This is a genomic window from Salmonella enterica subsp. diarizonae, assembly GCF_008692785.1.
In the GTDB taxonomy this organism is placed as follows: Bacteria; Pseudomonadota; Gammaproteobacteria; order Enterobacterales; family Enterobacteriaceae; genus Salmonella; species Salmonella diarizonae.
This window is the reverse complement of the sequence record NZ_VXJV01000006.1, coordinates 183,198-204,355: the sequence shown is the minus strand read 5'-3', so window position 1 is coordinate 204,355 and position 21,158 is coordinate 183,198. Positions and strand designations below refer to the sequence as shown.

At 54.0% G+C, this 21,158-nt stretch carries 15 protein-coding genes; 9 read left to right on the top strand and 6 right to left on the bottom strand.

Annotated features, from left to right (window positions below):
- Positions 1 to 65 precede the first annotated feature (65 nt).
- The 5 genes from infA to trxB form a co-directional block, all read right to left on the bottom strand.
- Positions 66 to 284, bottom strand: coding sequence for a translation initiation factor IF-1 (gene infA, locus F4V72_RS14075; RefSeq protein WP_001040187.1), 219 nt, complete (start codon positions 282 to 284; stop codon positions 66 to 68).
- A gap of 311 nt (positions 285 to 595) precedes the next feature.
- Positions 596 to 1,300: a leucyl/phenylalanyl-tRNA--protein transferase gene (aat, locus tag F4V72_RS14065; protein ID WP_023248448.1), complete on the bottom strand. Its 705-nt coding sequence runs from the start codon at positions 1,298 to 1,300 to the stop codon at positions 596 to 598.
- Positions 1,301 to 1,344: 44 nt separating this feature from the next.
- Positions 1,345 to 3,066 carry a heme ABC transporter ATP-binding protein/permease CydC gene (cydC, locus tag F4V72_RS14060; protein WP_023248447.1) on the bottom strand — a complete coding sequence of 574 codons (1,722 nt, stop codon included), beginning with the start codon at positions 3,064 to 3,066 and terminating at the stop codon, positions 1,345 to 1,347.
- A complete protein-coding gene (cydD, locus tag F4V72_RS14055) occupies positions 3,067 to 4,833 on the bottom strand; it encodes a heme ABC transporter permease/ATP-binding protein CydD (protein ID WP_136058384.1) in 1,767 nt (588 codons plus the stop codon).
- A 114-nt stretch (positions 4,834 to 4,947) separates the two neighbouring features.
- Positions 4,948 to 5,916 carry a thioredoxin-disulfide reductase gene (gene trxB / locus F4V72_RS14050; RefSeq protein ID WP_023248445.1) on the bottom strand — a complete coding sequence of 323 codons (969 nt, stop codon included), beginning with the start codon at positions 5,914 to 5,916 and terminating at the stop codon, positions 4,948 to 4,950.
- Positions 5,917 to 6,463: 547 nt separating this feature from the next.
- Between trxB and lrp the strand changes: the two genes are divergently transcribed.
- From lrp to F4V72_RS14010, 8 genes are all read left to right on the top strand, one after another.
- Positions 6,464 to 6,958: a leucine-responsive transcriptional regulator Lrp gene (gene lrp, locus F4V72_RS14045; protein ID WP_000228469.1), complete on the top strand. Its 495-nt coding sequence runs from the start codon at positions 6,464 to 6,466 to the stop codon at positions 6,956 to 6,958.
- A gap of 134 nt (positions 6,959 to 7,092) precedes the next feature.
- On the top strand, positions 7,093 to 11,085 hold the full coding sequence (ftsK, locus tag F4V72_RS14040; protein WP_136058383.1) for a DNA translocase FtsK: 3,993 nt from the start codon (positions 7,093 to 7,095) through the stop codon (positions 11,083 to 11,085).
- Positions 11,086 to 11,227: 142 nt separating this feature from the next.
- Entirely contained in the window at positions 11,228 to 11,839 is a 612-nt protein-coding gene (lolA, locus tag F4V72_RS14035; protein ID WP_023183251.1) for an outer membrane lipoprotein chaperone LolA, read from the top strand.
- 9 nt (positions 11,840 to 11,848) lie between these two features.
- The gene (gene rarA, locus F4V72_RS14030; RefSeq protein ID WP_000067785.1) at positions 11,849 to 13,192 is read left to right on the top strand and encodes a replication-associated recombination protein RarA; all 1,344 of its coding nucleotides are present in this window, start codon (positions 11,849 to 11,851) and stop codon (positions 13,190 to 13,192) included.
- Positions 13,193 to 13,450: 258 nt separating this feature from the next.
- Entirely contained in the window at positions 13,451 to 14,743 is a 1,293-nt protein-coding gene (serS, locus tag F4V72_RS14025; protein ID WP_023248443.1) for a serine--tRNA ligase, read from the top strand.
- A gap of 234 nt (positions 14,744 to 14,977) precedes the next feature.
- Positions 14,978 to 17,422, top strand: a complete 2,445-nt coding sequence (gene dmsA / locus F4V72_RS14020; RefSeq protein ID WP_111764477.1) for a dimethylsulfoxide reductase subunit A — start codon at positions 14,978 to 14,980, stop codon at positions 17,420 to 17,422.
- Between the two features lie 10 nt (positions 17,423 to 17,432).
- Positions 17,433 to 18,050 (top strand): dimethylsulfoxide reductase iron-sulfur subunit DmsB, encoded by a 618-nt coding sequence (gene dmsB / locus F4V72_RS14015; RefSeq protein WP_000213069.1) that lies wholly within the window; start codon positions 17,433 to 17,435, stop codon positions 18,048 to 18,050.
- A 1-nt stretch (position 18,051) separates the two neighbouring features.
- On the top strand, positions 18,052 to 18,915 hold the full coding sequence (locus F4V72_RS14010; protein WP_023247073.1) for a dimethyl sulfoxide reductase anchor subunit family protein: 864 nt from the start codon (positions 18,052 to 18,054) through the stop codon (positions 18,913 to 18,915).
- A 54-nt stretch (positions 18,916 to 18,969) separates the two neighbouring features.
- Here F4V72_RS14010 and ycaC read toward each other — a convergent pair whose 3' ends face one another.
- A complete protein-coding gene (gene ycaC / locus F4V72_RS14005; protein ID WP_053509607.1) occupies positions 18,970 to 19,596 on the bottom strand; it encodes an isochorismate family cysteine hydrolase YcaC in 627 nt (208 codons plus the stop codon).
- 311 nt (positions 19,597 to 19,907) lie between these two features.
- Here ycaC and F4V72_RS14000 point away from each other — a divergent pair, with 311 nt between their 5' ends.
- Positions 19,908 to 21,056, top strand: coding sequence for an MFS transporter (locus tag F4V72_RS14000; RefSeq protein WP_000109276.1), 1,149 nt, complete (start codon positions 19,908 to 19,910; stop codon positions 21,054 to 21,056).
- The last annotated feature ends 102 nt before the right edge of the window (positions 21,057 to 21,158 follow it).

The window sequence follows — 21,158 nt, the reverse complement described above, 5'->3', positions numbered from 1 at the left end:
GGACGCAAAAAAGGCCGGTTAAACCGACCTTTTATCCAGTCGCCCTTCAGGGCGTAGGGGGACAATTAGCGACTACGGAAGACAATGCGGCCTTTGCTCAGGTCGTACGGGGTCAGCTCAACGGTCACTTTGTCGCCCGTCAGGATGCGGATGTAGTTCTTACGCATTTTACCGGAGATGTGTGCAGTAACCACGTGACCGTTTTCTAACTCTACGCGGAACATGGTATTAGGTAACGTTTCGAGAACGGTACCTTGCATTTCAATATTGTCTTCTTTGGCCATCTAATCCTCTGGGGTATCACTACCATAATTTGAACCGGCAAGATAATGCCGAAGTTCTTTTGATAAGTAAAGATTTGTGCGTTTAAAACACAGCAAACCAGGTTTAGCGCATGATTCCGCGACACACGACAACGCCGCGCTATACACCTTTTCCCTGATACTACCGCCTGATGTATCGACATAAGCGCAACATATAAGGGAACGGTGAAATAAACGATGGGCGTTACCTGACAGCGGGCTGCGGGATAATGAGCTAAACCAATTCTGCGGCAGCAATTATAACACCCCAATAAAAAATGTGCCGAAAACATTCACTTCCGGGGCAAAAATAATGTACGTGGTACCCAAAAATGGGAGGTCAGCGGCTGTTGGCGTAAGCACACGAGGTGATCGAGGTAGTCGCGACGTGGAATTTCAATTGCGCCGAGCGAGGCGGTATGACTATTAAGTACCTGACAATCAATAAGTTTTCCGCCGTGATGAGTAAATTCAGCGCAAAAAACCAGCAGTGCGGTTTTAGAGGCATTCTCCTGGCGGCTAAACATCGATTCGCCGCAAAACAGCGCCCCCTGCGAGACGCCATACATCCCGCCGACCAATTCCTGATCGCACCACACTTCAATGGAGTGCGCGTGGCCCAATTCATGTAATCGGCGATAGGCTTCCTCAATGCCGCGCGTTATCCAGGTGCCTTCGTCACGGTGATTGGCGCATCCATCAATGACCCGGTCGAAAGCATAATTGAGCGTCACACGGTAAGGGGAGGCGTTGTGAAAGCGTTTCATGCTGCGACTGAGGTGAAACTTTTCAGGCCACAGCACGGCACGCGGATCGGGCGACCACCACAGAATCGGATCGCCCGGCGAAAACCACGGAAAAATCCCGTGCTGGTAGGCCATTAACAACCGGGCAGGGCTGAGATCGCCGCCCAGCGCCAGTAAACCGTTAGGCTCGCGTAAAGCGCCTTCAGGCGAAGGGAAGGCGATAGAATGTCGGGAAAGCTGAACCAGACGCATGACGGCGAAACTCCAGTACGCAAGTCGGATCGTTCAATAATAGCTTACAGACGTTGTTTAAACTGATAATAGCGCCCTTGTCCGGCTAACAATTCTGCATGAGTACCCCGCTCAATGATGCGTCCGTCGTCCATTACGATAATTTGATCAAAACGGGCCAGACCGCGCAAACGGTGAGTCACCATCAGGACGGTTTTCTCGCGCATCACATCGGCAAGTAATTCCAGCATTTCGCTCTCGGTGGTCGCATCTAATCCCTCAGTAGGTTCATCCAACAGCATTAACGGGGCATCATGCAACAGCGCGCGAGCGATGGCCAGACGACGAAGTTCGCCGCCGGATAGCAGTCGACCGCCTTCGCCGAGCCAGCTATTAAGCCCACTATCTTCAAGCAGTTTTTCGAGGCCGACGCGACGCAGCATGTCGGAAAGGGCTTCGTCGCTGGCATTGGGCGCCGCCAGTAATAAATTATCACGCAGCGTGGCGCTGAACAGGTGGACACGCTGCGGCACCACGCTGATAGTCCGGCGTAAGGCGGATTCGCTCAGCGAGGATAGCGGAAGATCGTTGAGCAGAATTTCGCCTTGTTGCGGGTCCCAGGCGCGGGTGAGTAGCTGCAACAGCGTTGATTTTCCGCAGCCGGTACGCCCCAGAATAGCGACATGTTCGCCAGGGGTAGCCTGTAATGAAAGGGCACTGAGCGCATTAATCGGCTGGTCGGGATAACGAAACGAAACGTCCCGCAGGGTGAGCGTGACCTTTTCCAGCGCGAGAGATTCTGTCTGCGGAAAGGCCACCTCCGGTTTTTGCTCCGTTAACTCAGTAATACGAAGTGCGGAGGCGATAACCTGTCCCAGATGCTGAAATGCACCAGTAACGGGCGCAAGCGCCTCGAAAGCCGCCAGCGCGCAGAAGACAAACAGCGCGATGAGCGCGCCGGGCTGCGTATTGCCGCCAACGCCGCCGGAGGCCATCCACAACATTAACATCACCGCCAACGCGCCAATCAGCAGCATCAACGCCTGCGATAAGGCGGTCAGTTCAGACTGCCGGCGTTGGGCCTCATGCCATTGTAATTCGGTGGCTTCCATTTGCGCCCGATAGCGTTTGCTGGCGCCAAAAATGGTGAGTTCCGCCTGGCCCTGTAACCATGACGTGAGTTGCTGGCGATACTGACCACGTAGATGCGTCAGATTTTGGCCGGTATTTTTGCCGGCGCGATAAAACACTGGCGGCATAATAAACAGCGTCAACAGCATAATGCCGCCCAGCGTGATCGCCAGCGTAACGTCGAGAATGCTGAGCCCCAGGGTGACAATCATAATCACCACAAAAGCGCCGACCAGCGGGGAGATGACGCGCAAATAGAGATGATCCAGCGTGTCGACGTCGGCAACGATGCGATTCAGCAGTTCACCTTGCTGATAACGCGCCAGACCCGCGGGGGAGAGCGGTAAAAGTTTGCTAAAGGTATAAATACGCAGATGTTGCAGCACGCGGAAGGTGGCGTCATGACTTACCAGACGTTCAAAATAACGACCGGCGGTACGGGTAATGGCTGCGCCGCGAACGCCTGCCGCCGGGAGCATATAGTTAAAACTGTAAATTCCCGCGAAGCCTGCAATAGCGGACGCAGACAGGAACCAGCCGGAAAGCGTCAGTAGCCCGATACTGGCAAGCAGGGTCAGGATTGCCAGCGCAATTCCCAGCGTTAGCATCCATTTGTGGCGTTTATAAAGCGTCAGATAAGGGAGTAGCGCGCGCATTTAAATATCCTCCTGACGGTGAGCCAATAACGTCGCAAAAGCGCCGTTGGCGGCGCTGAGTTCGGCATAACTGCCTTGTTCGACAATCGCGCCATCTTGCATAACCCAGATAGCATCCCAGTCGGCGAGGTCTTCCAGTTGATGCGTCACCATTAATGTGGTCTGGCGTTTTGACGCCGCTTTTAACGCCTGCATGACGCGCTGCTCGCTGTGAGCGTCCAGGCTTGCCGCCGGTTCATCCAGCAGCAGCAGTTGACAGGGGTTAAGTAGCGCACGGGCGACCGCTACACGCTGCGCCTGGCCGACAGAAAGTCTGCTGGCATGATTGCCGAGCGGAGTATCCACTCCCTGCGGTAGCAGCGGTAAAAACTCGCTTACCCATGCGGCGTCAAGCGCGGCGTGAAGTTCCTGCTCACTGGCATCCGGGCGCGCCAGTAATACGTTTTCGCGTAGCGTCGCCGCAGGTAATTGCGGGTTTTGTCCGACCCAGGAGAGATGCTGGCGCCAGGATTCCGGCGAGAGCTCGCGAAGCTCGACACCGTTAATACGCAAAGATCCCTGATAGGAGAGAAAACCGGATAGTACATTCAGCAGAGAGCTTTTACCGGAACCGCTGCGTCCTACCAGGACGGCGCGTTCTCCTGCCGCTAATGAGAAATTCAGCGGCCCGGCAAGCGTTTTGCCTTCTGGCGAGGTGATAATGAGATCGATCGCGTCAATGGTTACAGGTTCGTTTTCCGCCAACTCAACTTCGCCGCGCGCCGGGTGGGCGAGGGGGGTTTCCAGAAAAGTTTTCAGACTATCCGCCGCGCCAACCGCCTGCGCCTTAGCATGATAAAACGTGCCGAGGTCGCGTAACGGCTGGAAAAACTCCGGCGCGAGGATTAAGGCGAGGAACCCGGCGGCGAGCGTCACGCCGGTACCGTAATGACCAAAGTTCAGTTCGCCCAGGTAAGAGAAGCCAAAATAAACGGCGACCAGCGCAATAGAAAGCGAGGTGAAAAACTCCAGCACGCCGGAAGATAAAAAGGCGAGGCGCAGTACTTCCATCGTGCGCTGACGAAAATCCTGTGATGCTGCGCGAATGCTGTCGGTTTCCGCTTCGCCGCGACCGAAAATTCGCAGCGTTTCCATCCCGCGCAGACGGTCAAGAAAATGGCCGCTTAGTCGGGCAAGCGCCAGGAAATTGCGGCGATTGGCGTCAGCCGCGCCCATCCCCACCATCGCCATAAATAAGGGAATGAGCGGGGCGGTACCCAGCAGAATCAGCGCCGCCGCCCAATTTGACGGGAAAATCGCCGCCACGATTAAGAGCGGTACGCAAATGGCAAGCGCCATTTGCGGCAGATAGCGCGCATAATAGTCATGCATATCGTCAATCTGCTCCTGCACCAGCGTTGCCCAGCTCCCGGCGGGTTTGCCCTGAATCCAGGCGGGGCCGGCTTGCTGCAGACGATCCAACACCTGACGGCGGATCTCAAAGCGAATATGCTGCCCGGCATGAAAACCGACGCGCTCGCGCAACCACACCACCCAGGCGCGGAGGACAAAGACCAGTATCAGCAGGATAAAAGGGAGCAACAGCGCTTCCCGTGGAATATTCTCCATGATCATATGCTGCAGGATACGCGCCATGATCCAGGCCTGAGCGACAATTAATACGCCACTCATGAGCCCCAACAGGCGGGAAATATTTAACCACCGTTGGGAGATTACGCTTTGCTGTTTTAACCAGAGGGTCAGCTCTTTTTGACGGGTTTTATTCATTGCACGCTTAGCAGGTGAGTTATTGGAATTTCAGGCTGGGGCAATGTTACAACGACGCAAAAATAAAGGCGACTTATAGTCGCCTTTTTTACTTTTGTTACTGATTTGTAAAAACTATTTGCTCGCGTCGGCCAGACCATCGAGATAGCGTTCGGCATCCAGCGCCGCCATACAGCCCGTACCTGCAGAGGTGATCGCCTGACGGTAAATATGATCCATGACGTCACCCGCCGCGAATACGCCAGGGATGCTGGTTTGTGTGGCGTTGCCATGGGTGCCGGACTGAACTTTGATATAACCATTTTCCAGCGCAAGCTGCCCTTCGAAGATCGCCGTGTTTGGGCTATGACCGATGGCCACGAAAAGTCCGGCGACGTCCAGAGTCTCTATATTATCGCTCTGCTGCGTGTCGCGAAGACGCAGACCGGTGACACCCATCTGATTGCCGGTCACTTCTTCCAGCGTCCGGTTGGTGTGCAGGATGATATTGCCATTTTCGACTTTATCCATCAGGCGCTTAATCAGGATTTTTTCAGCGCGGAAACCGTCACGGCGATGGATAAGGTGCACTTCCGAAGCGATGTTGGACAGATAAAGCGCTTCTTCAACCGCTGTGTTGCCGCCGCCGATCACCGCCACTTTCTGATTGCGGTAGAAGAAACCGTCGCAGGTTGCGCAGGCGGAAACGCCGCGTCCTTTAAAGGCTTCTTCAGACGGCAGACCCAGATAGCGCGCGGAAGCGCCGGTCGCGATAATTAACGCATCGCAGGTATACTCGCCGTTGTCGCCCTTCAGGCGGAAGGGACGGTGTTGCAGATCCACGCTATTGATGTGATCGAAAATGATCTCAGTAGCAAATTTTTCCGCGTGTTCATGCATGCGTTCCATCAGCAGAGGACCGGTTAGATCGTTTGGATCGCCGGGCCAGTTTTCCACTTCCGTCGTGGTAGTCAGTTGACCGCCTTTTTCCATACCGGTAATAAGTACCGGCTGTAAATTTGCGCGCGCGGCATACACCGCCGCGGTATATCCCGCCGGTCCTGAGCCCAGAATAAGCAGCTTACTGTGTTTGGTCGTGCCCATGAGATCCCCATAGTTGTTGGCAGACAATGGGCAGAATTGTAGGGAATTTACAGACGTAAAAAAAGAGCATAACGATTTTGTTAACAATACGTGTAATAGCATGAACCGATGAACGACCACTACAGCGGCGTGATTATCACAAATTTTACTTAAAATCGGTGACTTATAAGGTGACAAAATGACAGTTTACCGCCCTCTCTAATGAATAACTGGCATGTTGTACTAAAAAACGATGTTTTGCTTTGACAATCACCTGCTGTTTTGCGAAAACATTCGAGGAAGAAAAAAACTGTGTTATGTATGTGCTGCATAATCATGCATGTAAATACCATGTTTACCGGGCTAGTGAAATCTACGCATGGCGTGGACAGACGCCATTCGTGATGTTGATAGCTGCCGCGAGGCAACGGTCTTCTCACCATAGACCCAGGCATTGCGCGCCGTTAATCCCTCTGGGTTTCGGTCTATTGTGATGGGCAGCGACTCTGAACAGTGATGTGAGTAGAGTCAGGCAGGAGTAGGGAAGGAATACAGAGAGACAATAATAATGGTAGATAGCAAGAAGCGCCCTGGCAAAGATCTCGACCGTATCGATCGTAACATTCTTAATGAACTGCAAAAGGATGGGCGTATTTCCAACGTCGAGCTTTCTAAACGAGTAGGACTTTCGCCGACACCTTGCCTTGAGCGTGTACGTCGGCTGGAACGACAGGGGTTTATCCAGGGCTATACGGCGCTGCTGAACCCGCATTATCTGGATGCGTCACTTCTGGTATTCGTTGAGATTACCTTAAATCGCGGCGCGCCGGACGTGTTTGAACAGTTTAACGCCGCCGTGCAAAAGCTTGAAGAGATTCAGGAGTGTCATTTGGTTTCCGGCGATTTCGATTACCTGTTGAAAACCCGTGTACCGGATATGTCAGCGTATCGAAAATTATTGGGAGAGACGTTGCTGCGCTTGCCAGGTGTGAACGACACCCGAACTTACGTAGTGATGGAAGAGGTAAAACAGAGTAATCGTCTGGTTATTAAGACACGCTAACACGGAACAGGTGCAAAATCGCCGTAGTTTGATTACACTCCTGTTAATCCATACAGCAACAGTGCCGGGGTAACCCGGTGCTGTTGTCCGTTTTAGCATCGGGCGGGAAAAGCCCGGAACCTGGAGAGCCTTTTTTGAGCCAGGAATATACTGAAGACAAAGACGTCACATTGACGAAGTTAAGCAGCGGGCGCCGACTTCTGGAAGCGTTGTTGATACTTATTGCCCTTTTTGCCGTCTGGTTGATGGCGGCCTTGTTGAGCTTTAACCCTTCGGACCCCAGTTGGTCGCAAACCGCCTGGCATGAACCCATCCATAATTTAGGCGGTGCGCCGGGCGCGTGGCTGGCCGATACTCTGTTCTTTATTTTTGGCGTGATGGCCTACACCATCCCTGTCATTATTGCCGGTGGGTGCTGGTTTGCGTGGCGTCACCAGTCTACGGATGATTACATCGATTATTTCGCCGTGTCGCTACGCCTTATCGGCGTGCTGGCGCTGATTCTCACCTCCTGCGGTCTGGCGGCCATTAACGCCGACGATATCTGGTATTTCGCCTCCGGCGGCGTAATTGGCAGCCTGTTAAGCACCACGCTGCAGCCGTTGCTGCATAGTAGCGGCGGAACGATAACGCTTCTCTGTATTTGGGCTGCCGGGCTGACGCTCTTTACCGGCTGGTCCTGGGTTAGTATCGCCGAAAAATTAGGCGGCTGGTTGCTTAATATACTGACTTTCGCCAGCAACCGTACCCGGCGTGATGATACGTGGGTTGACGACGAAGAGTATGATGACGAATACGATGAAGAAACAGACGGTGTGCAGCGTGAATCTCGCCGGGCGCGTATTCTGCGCGGCGCGTTGGCGCGTCGTAAACGACTGGCTGAAAAATTCAGCAATCCACGGGGCCGTCAGACCGATGCCGCGCTCTTTTCCGGCAAACGGATGGATGATGACGATGATATCCAGTATAGCGCGCGCGGCGTCGCTGCCGATCCCGACGATGTTCTGTTTTCGGGCAACCGTGCGACGCAGTCGGAATATGATGACTATGATCCTCTGCTAAACGGTCACTCTGTGGTTGAACCTGTCGCCGCCGCTGCGGCCGCAACCGCAGCCACTCAGACGTGGGCGGCGTCCGCCGATCCCATCATGCAAATGCCGTCCATGCCGGGGGCGGAGCCGGTTGCTGCGCAACCGACCGTGGAGTGGCAGCCCGTACCGGGGCCGCAAACTGGCGAACCGGTTATCGCGCCTGCGCCGGAGGGGTATCCGCCGCATCCGCAATATGCTCAACCGCAGGAGGCGCAAGGTGCGCCGTGGCAGCAACCTGTTCCTGTCGCCTCCGCGCCGCAATACGCCGCGACGCCAGCGACCACAGCAGAATATGAATCTCTTGCGCCGCAGGAAACACAGCCGCAATGGCAGGCGCCGGATGCCGAACAACACTGGCAGTCGGAGCCGACCCATCAGCCGACGCCAGTTTATCAGCCGGAGCCGATAGCGGCTGAACCTTCCCACATGCCACCGCCGGTTATCGAACAGCAGGTTGCCACCGAGCCTGAACCTGGCATAGAAGAGACCAGACCCGCCCGTCCTCCGCTTTACTATTTTGAAGAGGTGGAAGAGAAACGCGCCCGTGAGCGCGAACAACTGGCGGCATGGTACCAACCGATTCCGGAGCCGGTAAAAGAGAGCACGCCGGTCAAACCTTCGGTATCTGTCGCGCCATCCATACCGCCAGTAGAAGCGGTAGCCGCCGCCGCGCCGCTTGCCGCAGGTATCAAGAGTGGCGCCCTGGCAGCAGGCGCCGCAGCCGCTGCGCCTGCATTTGGTCTGGCTACCGGCGGCGCGCCGCGTTCGCAGGTGAAAGAGGGGATTGGTCCGCAACTGCCGCGTCCGAACCGCGTTCGCGTGCCGACTCGTCGGGAACTGGCGTCGTACGGTATTAAACTGCCGTCGCAGAGGATTGCAGAAGAAAAAGCCCGCGAGGCGGAGCGCAATCAGTACGAGACGGGCCCGCAGTTAACAGATGAAGAAATAGATGCAATGCATCAGGACGAGTTAGCCCGTCAGTTTGCGCAGTCGCAGCAGCATCGTTATGGTGAGGCGTATCAGCACGATACGCAGCAGACAGATGATGACGATACCGCCGCGGAAGCTGAATTGGCCCGTCAGTTTGCTGCTTCGCAACAGCAGCGCTATTCCGGCGAGCAACCCGCTGGCGCGCAGCCGTTCTCACTGGACGATCTTGATTTCTCGCCAATGAAAGTATTGGTTGATGAAGGCCCGCACGAACCGTTGTTCACGCCGGGCGTAATGCCCGAGTCAGCGCCTGTTCAGCAGCCGCAACAGCCGGTAGCGCAGCCGCCGCAGTATCAGCAGCCGCAACAGCCGGTAGCGCCGCAGCCGCACTATCAGCAGCCGCAACAGCCGGTAGCGCAGCCGCCGCAGTATCAGCAGCCGCAACAGCCGGTAGCGCCGCAGCCGCACTATCAGCAGCCGCAACAGCCGGTAGCGCCGCAGCCGCATTATCAGCAGCCGCAACAGTCGGTTACGCCGCAGCCGCAACAACCGGCAGCGCCGCAAGACAGCCTGATCCACCCGCTGTTGATGCGTAACGGCGACAGCCGTCCATTACAGCGTCCGACGACGCCGCTGCCTTCGTTAGATCTTCTGACGCCGCCGCCGAGCGAAGTTGAACCGGTAGATACCTTTGCGCTGGAACAAATGGCGCGTCTGGTTGAAGCGCGCCTGGCGGATTTCCGCATTAAAGCTGATGTGGTGAACTATTCGCCAGGCCCGGTCATTACTCGCTTTGAACTGAATCTGGCGCCGGGCGTTAAAGCGGCGCGTATCTCCAACCTTTCCCGCGATCTGGCGCGTTCATTGTCAACCGTAGCCGTACGCGTTGTGGAAGTCATTCCAGGCAAACCTTACGTAGGGTTGGAATTGCCGAACAAGAAACGGCAAACCGTTTATCTGCGCGAAGTGTTGGATAACGCCAAATTCCGCGAGAATCCGTCACCGCTTACCGTGGTGTTAGGTAAGGATATCGCGGGCGATCCGGTAGTGGCGGATCTGGCGAAAATGCCTCACCTGCTGGTGGCTGGTACGACCGGTTCCGGTAAGTCGGTCGGGGTTAACGCCATGATCCTCAGTATGCTGTATAAAGCGCAGCCGGAAGACGTTCGCTTTATCATGATCGACCCGAAAATGCTGGAACTCTCGGTCTACGAAGGTATTCCGCATCTGCTGACCGAAGTTGTCACCGACATGAAAGACGCGGCTAACGCGTTACGCTGGAGCGTCAATGAGATGGAACGTCGCTATAAGCTGATGTCCGCGCTCGGCGTGCGTAACCTGGCCGGTTACAACGAGAAAATCGCCGAAGCGGCCCGCATGGGACGTCCGATTCCGGACCCGTACTGGAAGCCGGGCGACAGTATGGATATTCAGCATCCGGTTCTGGAAAAACTGCCGTATATCGTGGTACTGGTCGATGAATTTGCCGACCTGATGATGACCGTCGGTAAAAAAGTTGAAGAACTGATCGCGCGTCTGGCACAGAAAGCGCGCGCCGCGGGGATTCACCTGGTACTGGCGACGCAGCGTCCGTCGGTCGATGTGATTACTGGTTTAATTAAAGCCAACATTCCAACCCGTATTGCTTTTACCGTATCCAGCAAGATCGACTCCCGCACCATCCTTGATCAGGGCGGCGCTGAGTCGCTATTGGGGATGGGGGACATGCTCTACTCCGGACCAAACTCCACCATGCCGGTACGTGTCCATGGAGCGTTTGTACGTGACCAGGAAGTCCATGCGGTGGTCCAGGACTGGAAAGCGCGCGGTCGTCCGCAATATGTGGATGGCATTACCTCCGACAGCGAAAGCGAAGGTGGTGGCGGCGGTTTTGACGGCGGCGAAGAATTAGATGCGCTATTCGATCAGGCTGTTAATTTCGTCACCCAGAAGCGTAAAGCGTCCATTTCCGGCGTTCAGCGTCAGTTCCGCATCGGCTATAACCGTGCGGCGCGTATTATCGAACAGATGGAAGCGCAGGGTATTGTCAGCGCTCAGGGACATAACGGTAATCGTGAAGTGCTGGCTCCGCCGCCTTTTGAGTAAACCTGTAAGCCGGATGGCGCCGTTCAGGCTGCCATCCGGTAACAAAATTCAGTATTTTCTTCTTTCCTCATGCTGATTTTTGGCCTGGAATAGAAAGCAAAAGGCGCTCCTGGTCGGGAGTGTCGAAACTTGAGGAATAATGATGAAAAAAATGGCAATCGCCTGTGCATTACTTTCAAGCGTTGTAGCCAGCAGCGTATGGGCTGACGCCGCCAGCTCTCTGAAAAGCCGTCTGGATAAAGTGAGCAGCTTTCACGCCAGCTTTACTCAAAAAGTCACCGATGGCAGCGGCGCTGCGGTGCAGGAGGGGCAAGGTGATTTATGGGTTAAGCGGCCAAATTTATTCAACTGGCATATGACGCAACCCGACGAGAGTATTCTGGTTTCTGACGGCAAAACGTTATGGTTCTATAACCCGTTTGTAGAACAGGCTACCGCCACGTGGTTGAAAGATGCCACCGGAAATACACCGTTTATGCTAATTGCCCGCAACCAGGCCAGCGACTGGCAGCAGTATAATATTAAGCAGGATGGCGATAATTTTGTGCTGACGCCGAAAGCCAGCAACGGCAATCTGAAACAGTTCACCATCAATGTGGGACGCGACGGGACTATCCATCAGTTTAGCGCCATAGAACAAGACGATCAGCGTAGCGCCTATCAGTTAAAATCCCAGCAAAACGGCGCTGTTGATCCATCAAAATTTACGTTTACTCCGCCGCAAGGGGTAACGATAGACGACCAACGTAAGTAGAGGCGATGAGTGAGCAATCTGTCGCTCGATTTTTCTGATAATACCTTTCAACCGCTGGCCGCGCGGATGCGGCCGGAAAATTTAGCGCAGTATATCGGCCAGCAGCATTTGCTGGCCGCAGGTAAACCGTTGCCTCGCGCTATTGAGGCCGGACATCTGCACTCTATGATTTTATGGGGGCCGCCAGGCACGGGAAAAACCACGCTCGCCGAAGTGATCGCCCGCTACGCCAGCGCTGATGTCGAGCGTATTTCCGCTGTTACTTCCGGGGTGAAAGAGATCCGTGAAGCTATCGAGCGTGCCCGCCAGAATCGTAATGCCGGACGCCGTACCATCCTGTTTGTCGATGAAGTGCATCGCTTTAACAAAAGCCAGCAGGACGCCTTTTTACCGCATATCGAAGATGGCACTATCACCTTTATCGGCGCGACCACGGAAAACCCCTCTTTTGAACTGAACTCGGCGCTATTGTCGCGAGCGCGGGTCTATCTGCTGAAATCATTGACCACCGACGATATTGAGCAAGTGCTGGACCAGGCGATGCAGGACAAAACGCGTGGTTACGGCGATCAGGATATCGTGTTACCGGATGAGACACGGCGAGCGATTGCTGAGCTGGTCAATGGCGACGCGCGACGCGCCTTAAATACGCTGGAAATGATGGCCGATATGGCGGAGGCGGATGACAGCGGTAAACGGGTTTTATTACCCGCCTTATTGACCGAGATCGCCGGCGAGCGCAGCGCGCGTTTTGATAACAAAGGCGATCGTTTCTACGATCTTATTTCCGCCTTACATAAATCAGTGCGCGGTAGCGCGCCGGATGCTGCCCTCTATTGGTATGCCCGAATTATTACCGCAGGAGGCGATCCGCTGTACGTGGCGCGTCGCTGTCTGGCTATCGCCTCGGAAGATGTTGGTAATGCCGATCCGCGCGCGATGCAGGTCGCCATTGCCGCCTGGGATTGTTTCACTCGCGTTGGCCCGGCTGAAGGCGAAAGGGCGATCGCGCAGGCTATCGTTTATCTCGCCTGCGCGCCGAAGAGCAACGCCGTCTATACCGCCTTTAAGGCTGCGCTGGCCGACGCGCGCGAACGTCCTGATTATGACGTTCCTGTCCATCTGCGTAATGCGCCAACCAAACTGATGAAAGAGATGGGCTATGGCCAGGAGTACCGCTATGCCCACGATGAGCCCAATGCTTATGCTGCGGGTGAAGTGTACTTCCCGCCGGAAATCGCGCAAACGCGCTATTATCATCCGACAAATCGTGGTCTGGAAGGCAAGATTGGCGAAAAGCTCGCCTGGCTGGCTGAACAGGATCAAAATAGCCCCACAAAACGCTACCGCTAGGGTAAACGTTGCGGTAAGGTTATCTCTAAATATGATGCTCCAGGTATCATGGCGTTGATGATGAATCTCGTTATGCCTGATAGCGCGTTGCTTATGAGGTCCGCGGGTATGGCGCAATGGATGCGTTATTGCTGTTGTCGGTCAGATAAGGCGAAAACGTCGCCATCAAATAAACGGGTTTTACGTTCATCAATATAATCAGATGCGATCATCAATTGATCGCGTTTCCTTTTATTATTCGATAAGCACAGGATAAGCATGCTCGATCCCAATCTGCTGCGTAATGAGCCAGACGCAGTCGCTGAAAAACTGGCACGCCGGGGCTTTAAGCTGGATGTAGATAAGCTGCGCGCTCTTGAAGAGCGTCGTAAAGTTTTGCAGGTCAACACGGAAAACCTGCAGGCAGAGCGTAATTCTCGATCGAAATCCATCGGCCAGGCGAAAGCGCGCGGGGAAGATATTGAGCCTTTACGCCGGGAAGTGAATAAACTGGGCGAAGAGCTGGATGCGGCGAAAGCCGAGCTGGATTCCTTGCTGGCGGAGATCCGCGATATCGCGCTAACCATTCCAAATCTGCCTGCGGATGAAGTGCCGGTAGGCAAAGATGAAAACGACAACGTTGAAGTCAGCCGCTGGGGTACGCCGCGTGAGTTTGATTTTGAAATCCGCGATCACGTCACCTTAGGGGAAATGCACTCCGGCCTCGACTTTGCCGCTGCGGTTAAGCTGACCGGCTCCCGTTTTGTGGTGATGAAAGGACAGATTGCGCGTATGCATCGCGCATTGTCGCAGTTCATGTTGGATCTGCATACGGAACAGCACGGCTATAGCGAAAACTACGTGCCGTATCTGGTTAACCACGACACGCTGTATGGCACCGGTCAATTGCCGAAATTCGCAGGCGACCTGTTCCATACTCGCCCGCTGGAAGAAGAAGCAGACAGCAGCAACTATGCTTTGATCCCGACGGCGGAGGTTCCGCTGACCAACCTGGTACGCGATGAAATCATCGACGAAGATCAGTTGCCGATTAAAATGACGGCGCATACGCCCTGTTTCCGCTCTGAAGCGGGTTCTTATGGTCGTGATACCCGTGGTCTGATTCGTATGCATCAGTTTGACAAAGTTGAGATGGTGCAGATCGTTCGCCCGGAAGATTCCATGGCGGCGCTGGAAGAGATGACCGGCCACGCGGAAAAAGTGCTCCAGCTACTGGGACTGCCGTACCGTAAAATCATCCTGTGCACCGGTGATATGGGCTTCGGCGCCTGCAAAACCTATGACCTCGAAGTCTGGGTTCCGGCGCAGAATACCTACCGCGAGATCTCTTCTTGCTCTAACATCTGGGACTTCCAGGCGCGTCGTATGCAGGCACGCTGTCGCAGTAAGTCCGACAAAAAGACCCGCCTGGTCCATACCCTGAATGGTTCTGGTCTGGCGGTAGGCCGTACCCTGGTAGCCGTGATGGAAAACTATCAGCAGGCTGATGGTCGCATTGAAGTGCCGGAAGTATTACGTCCGTACATGAACGGACTGGAATATATCGGCTAATCCTCGCTTTCTCCTCTTCTAAAAGGCGCCTTCGGGCGCTTTTTTTATGCCAGTTTGATACCGGACAATAATCCCTACTCTATTAGGGGTAATACTGATTTCGAATGAAGGTCAGTTTTTAACGCTATTTTTCTACTTTTTCGATATATATCAGACTTTATAACGGTGTCATCGCTATATAAAAATCTATACATCGACTTATTGTTTTTATTGTGAGCAGCAGAGTGAGCCCTTATGAAAACTAAGATCCCTGATGCCGTGCTGGCAGCCGAGGTGAGCCGTCGTGGTTTAGTCAAAACCACTGCGATAGGCGGCCTGGCGATGGCCAGTAGCGCATTTACCCTGCCATTTACCCGCATCGCTAACGCCGCAGAGGCGATAAGCCCGGCGAAAACGGGCGAGAAAGTCGTCTGGAGCGCCTGTACGGTAAACTGCGGCAGCCGTTGTCCGCTACGTATGCATGTTATGGATGGCGAAATCAAATATGTAGAAACAGATAATACCGGAAACGATGATTACGATGGTCTGCACCAGGTTCGCGCCTGCCTGCGTGGTCGTTCTATGCGTCGTCGCGTCTATAACCCGGATCGGCTCAAGTATCCGATGAAGCGCGTCGGCGCGCGCGGCGAAGGTAAATTTGAGCGTATTAGCTGGGACGAAGCCTACGATATCATTGCCACCAATATGCAGCGTCTTATCAAAGAGTATGGCAACGAGTCCATTTATCTGAACTATGGCACGGGAACTCTGGGCGGTACGCTGACACGTTCATGGCCGCCGGGAAAAACGCTGGTCGCCCGTCTGATGAACTGCTGCGGCGGTTATCTCAACCATTACGGCGATTACTCTTCCGCGCAAATCGCAGCGGGTCTGAACTACACCTATGGCGGCTGGGCGGATGGCAATAGTCCATCCGACATTGAAAACAGTAAGCTGGTGGTGTTGTTTGGCAATAATCCAGGCGAAACCCGCATGAGCGGGGGCGGTGTAACGTATTATCTTGAACAGGCGCGGCAGAAATCAAACGCGCGGATGATCATTATCGATCCCCGTTACACCGACACCGGCGCCGGTCGTGAAGATGAGTGGATTCCGATTCGCCCAGGTACCGATGCGGCGCTGGTCAATGGCCTGGCATATGTATTAATTACCGAGAACATGGTCGATCAGCCGTTCCTGGATAAATATTGCGTCGGTTATGACGAAAAAACCTTGCCTGCCAGCGCGCCGAAAAACGGCCACTATAAAGCCTATATTCTGGGCCAGGGTAAAGACGGTGTCGCGAAGACGCCGGAGTGGGCGGCGCAAATTACCGGTATCCCGGCGGATCGCATTATTAAGCTGGCGCGAGAAATCGGCAGCGCTAAACCCGCCTATATTTGCCAGGGGTGGGGACCACAGCGTCACGCTAATGGAGAAATCGCCACGCGCGCCATCTCGATGCTGGCGATCCTGACGGGTAATGTTGGGATTAACGGCGGTAACAGCGGCGCGCGCGAAGGGTCTTATGACCTGCCATTTGAACGTATGCCCACGTTGGAAAACCCGGTTGAAACCAGCATCTCCATGTTTATGTGGACCGATGCCATTGAGCGCGGCCCGGAAATGACGGCGCTGCGTGATGGCGTGCGGGGTAAAGATAAGCTGGATGTGCCGATCAAAATGATCTGGAACTATGCTGGCAACTGTCTGATTAACCAGCACTCTGAGATTAACCGCACCCACGAAATCTTACAGGATGACAAGAAGTGCGAAATGATCGTCGTTATCGACTGTCATATGACCTCGTCGGCAAAATACGCCGATATTCTGTTACCGGATTGCACCGCTTCTGAGCAGATGGACTTTGCGCTGGATGCCTCCTGCGGGAACATGTCTTACGTTATCTTCACTGACCAGGCGATTAAACCGCGCTTCGAGTGTAAAACGATTTATGAGATGACCAGCGAACTGGCGAAACGTCTTGGCGTGGAGCAACAGTTTACCGAAGGACGGACGCAAGAAGAGTGGATGCGTCATCTGTACGAACAGTCGCGTAAATCCATTCCGAATCTGCCCACCTTTGAGGAGTTCCGTAAGCAAGGCATCTTCAAACAGCGCGACCCCGAAGGCCACCATGTTGCCTATAAAGACTTCCGCGAAGATCCGCAGGCGAATCCACTTACAACGCCATCGGGCAAGATTGAAATCTATTCACAGGCGTTGGCGGATATCGCCGCCACCTGGGAGTTGCCGGAAGGCGACGTGATCGATCCATTACCGATCTACACGCCAGGTTTTGAAAACTATAACGATCCGCTAACGGATAAATTCCCGTTGCAGTTGACGGGCTTCCACTATAAAGCGCGTGTTCATTCCACTTATGGCAACGTAGACGTCCTGAAAGCTGCCTGTCGCCAGGAAATGTGGATTAACCCAATGGACGCGCAGAAACGCGGTATCAACAATGGCGATAAAGTCCGCATCTTCAACGATCGCGGCGAAGTACATATCGAGGCTAAAGTGACGCCGCGCATGATGCCGGGCGTGGTCGCCCTGGGAGAAGGCGCATGGTACGACCCGGATGCAAAACGCGTGGATCAGGGCGGATGTATTAACGTACTGACGACCCAACGTCCTTCTCCGCTGGCGAAGGGGAACCCGTCACATACGAACCTTGTTCAGGTTGAAAAGGCGTAAGGAGTAACCGATGACAACCCAGTATGGATTTTTTATTGATTCCAGCCGTTGCACCGGTTGCAAAACCTGCGAACTGGCCTGCAAGGACTACAAAGATTTGACTCCGGATGTCAGCTTCCGCCGCATTTATGAGTATGCGGGCGGCGACTGGCAGGAAGATAACGGCGTCTGGCACCAGAACGTCTTTGCCTATTATCTCTCCATTTCGTGCAACCACTGCGAAGACCCGGCCTGTACCAAAGTCTGCCCGAGCGGCGCGATGCACAAGCGCGATGACGGTTTTGTGGTGGTGAACGAAGAGGTCTGTATCGGCTGCCGCTACTGCCACATGGCCTGCCCGTACGGCGCGCCGCAGTACAACGCGGCCAAAGGTCATATGACCAAGTGCGACGGCTGTTATGACCGGGTGGCGGAAGGCAAGAAACCGATTTGCGTGGAATCCTGCCCGCTGCGGGCGCTGGATTTCGGCCCGATAGACGAACTGCGTAAAAAACACGGTGAGCTGGCCGCCGTTGCGCCGTTGCCGCGCGCGCACTTCACGAAGCCGAATATTGTGATAAAACCCAACGCCAACAGCCGCCCGACCGGGGACACCACCGGTTATCTGGCCAATCCGAAGGAGGTATAAGATGGGAAGTGGATGGCATGAATGGCCGTTGATGATCTTCACGGTCTTTGGTCAGTGCGTGGCTGGTGGTTTTATTGTTCTGGCCCTGGCGCTGATGAAAGGCGATCTGCGCGCGGAAACGCAGCAGCGGGTAATCGCCTGTATGTTTGGTCTGTGGGTGCTGATGGGGATTGGCTTTATCGCCTCGATGCTGCATCTGGGTTCGCCGATGCGCGCCTTTAACTCGCTTAACCGCGTGGGCGCTTCCGCACTGAGCAATGAAATTGCCAGCGGCTCGGTGTTTTTTGCGATCGGCGGGATTGGCTGGCTGCTGGCGGTACTGAAAAAGCTGCCGTCGGCCTTGCGTGTACTCTGGCTGGTTATCACGATGGTACTGGGCGTCGTCTTCGTCTGGATGATGGTTCGCGTGTATAACAGCATCGATACAGTACCGACATGGTATAGCATCTGGACGCCGCTAGGCTTCTTCCTGACGCTCTTTATGGGGGGGCCGCTGCTGGGTTATCTACTGCTGCGTATCGCGGGCGTGAATGGTTGGGCGATGCGCCTGTTGCCTGCGGTTTCGGTGCTGGCGCTGGTGGTCAGCGCTATTATGGCGGCCATGCAGGGCGCGGAACTGGCGACGATTCACAGTTCCATTCAGCAGGCGTCTGCGCTGGTGCCGGATTATGGTTCGCTGATGGCATGGCGTATGGTGCTGCTGGCGGCGGCGCTGTGCTGCTGGATTGTGCCGCAGTTAAAAGGGTATCAACCTGCGGTACCGTTGCTCTCTGTCGCCTTCATTCTGATGCTGGCGGGGGAATTGATTGGCCGCGGCGTATTCTATGGTCTGCATATGACTGTGGGCATGGCAGTAGCCAGTTAACATACTGCTTTTTATCCGGCAGTGGAGTAAAATCGGGGCTTTCGCCCCGGTTTTCTATTTCTGTTTCGTCAACGTATCATAGCTGGTCATCAAATTGCGATAATCCGGTATGTGATTGGAAAACAGCGTAGCCAGGCCTGTAATATCGTTTCGCCAGTCCCGGTGTAATTCACATGCGATGCCAAACCACGTCATCAACTGAGCGCCAGCCTGAGACATACGATCCCACGCGGAGTGGCGGGTAATTTCATTAAATGTGCCCGAAGCATCGGTCACAACAAAGACCTCAAAACCCTCCTCAATGGCCGACAGCGCGGGAAATGCCACGCATACCTCGGTGACGACGCCCGCAATAATTAATTGCTTTTTGCCGGTTGCTTTGACGGCAGTGACGAAATCTTCATTATCCCAGGCATTAATATTCCCGGGGCGTGCGATATAAGGGGCATCCGGAAACTGTGTTTTTAACTCCGGGACCAGTGGCCCGTTGGGCCCGGTTTCAAAACTGGTGGTCAGAATGGTTGGCAGGTTAAAGTATTTTGCTAAATCGCCGAGAGCGAGCACATTATTCTTAAATTTATCCGGTTCGATATCCCGAACCAACGAAAGTAAACCCGCCTGATGATCAACCAGTAGCACGGCGGCATTATTTTTATCGAGACGAACATAAGGTCTGGCCATTATCTTCTCCATTGGAAGGGGAGTGGGGTAACAAAAGCCTTGCGATGCAGTCCTCCTCTGAAAGCATAGACCGGAAAAATGCGTCTGCAGGAACCATGAAATTTTTCGACTGAGCGAAACGCCGCTTTTGTGGGTTAGATCAATAAAAACAAGGAGATGAATTTTTAACCGTTCAATATATTCACGTTCAGAATCAGTAAATCAAATCGATAGTCTCAAAACTTGCGGATCGCCCATGCGGAGCCGATTGACAATGTTTTTGGCGGTGGCATGATGCGCATGAAATTTGAACTTCCTCACGGTTTTTATTCATGTCCACCTATACCCGTCCCGTCATGCTTTTGCTGTGCGGGCTACTTTTGTTGACTCTGGCCATTGCGGTACTGAATACGCTTGTTCCGTTGTGGCTTGCCCAGGCAAACCTTCCTACCTGGCAGGTGGGGATGGTCAGCTCGTCTTATTTTACCGGCAATCTGGTCGGGACATTATTTACCGGGTATTTAATTAAACGCATTGGGTTTAACCGTAGCTATTATCTTGCCTCGTTGATCTTCGCCGCAGGTTGTGTCGGATTGGGCGTGATGGTGGGGTTCTGGAGCTGGATGAGCTGGCGTTTTATTGCCGGCATCGGCTGTGCCATGATTTGGGTTGTTGTCGAAAGCGCGTTGATGTGCAGCGGAACCTCGCATAATCGCGGGCGCCTGCTTGCCGCCTATATGATGGTCTATTACGTGGGGACCTTTCTTGGACAATTACTGGTCAGTAAAGTGTCTGGTGAATTGCTGCACGTCCTTCCCTGGGTTACGGGTATGATTCTGGCGGGAATTCTACCGCTACTCTTTACCCGGATTGTAAATCAGCAAACGGAGGCGCGTCATTCCACTTCTATTAGCGCCATGCTGAAGCTACGCCAGGCGCGTCTTGGCGTGAATGGTTGTATTATTTCCGGCATTGTTCTTGGTTCATTATATGGCCTGATGCCGTTATATCTGAAGCATCAGGGGATGGCTAACGCCAGCATCGGTTTCTGGATGGCGGTGCTGGTTAGCGCCGGTATTTTGGGGCAATGGCCAATGGGACGTCTGGCGGACAAATTTGGTCGCTTGCTGGTGTTACGCGTACAGGTATTCGTTGTAATACTCGGCAGTATCGCCATGTTAACCCAGGCGGCGATGGCGCCGGCTCTGTTTATTCTGGGGGCGGCGGGTTTTACGCTTTATCCCGTCGCAATGGCCTGGGCCTGTGAAAAAGTCGAACACCACCAGCTTGTGGCAATGAACCAGGCGCTGTTGTTAAGTTATACGGTAGGAAGCCTGTTAGGGCCGTCTTTTACTGCGATGTTAATGCAGAATTATTCAGATAATCTGCTGTTTATTATGATCGCCAGCGTATCGTTTATTTATCTGCTGATGCTGTTACGTAACGCCGGTCAGACGCCCAATCCTGTCGCCCACATCTAACTGTTCTCTGAATCGTATGCAGGACGTGAGTCTTGCATACTCTTTATTTATGTTTTACGTAGAATAATTGACCTGCATAATTTTCTTGCTTTGCTAAAAAAT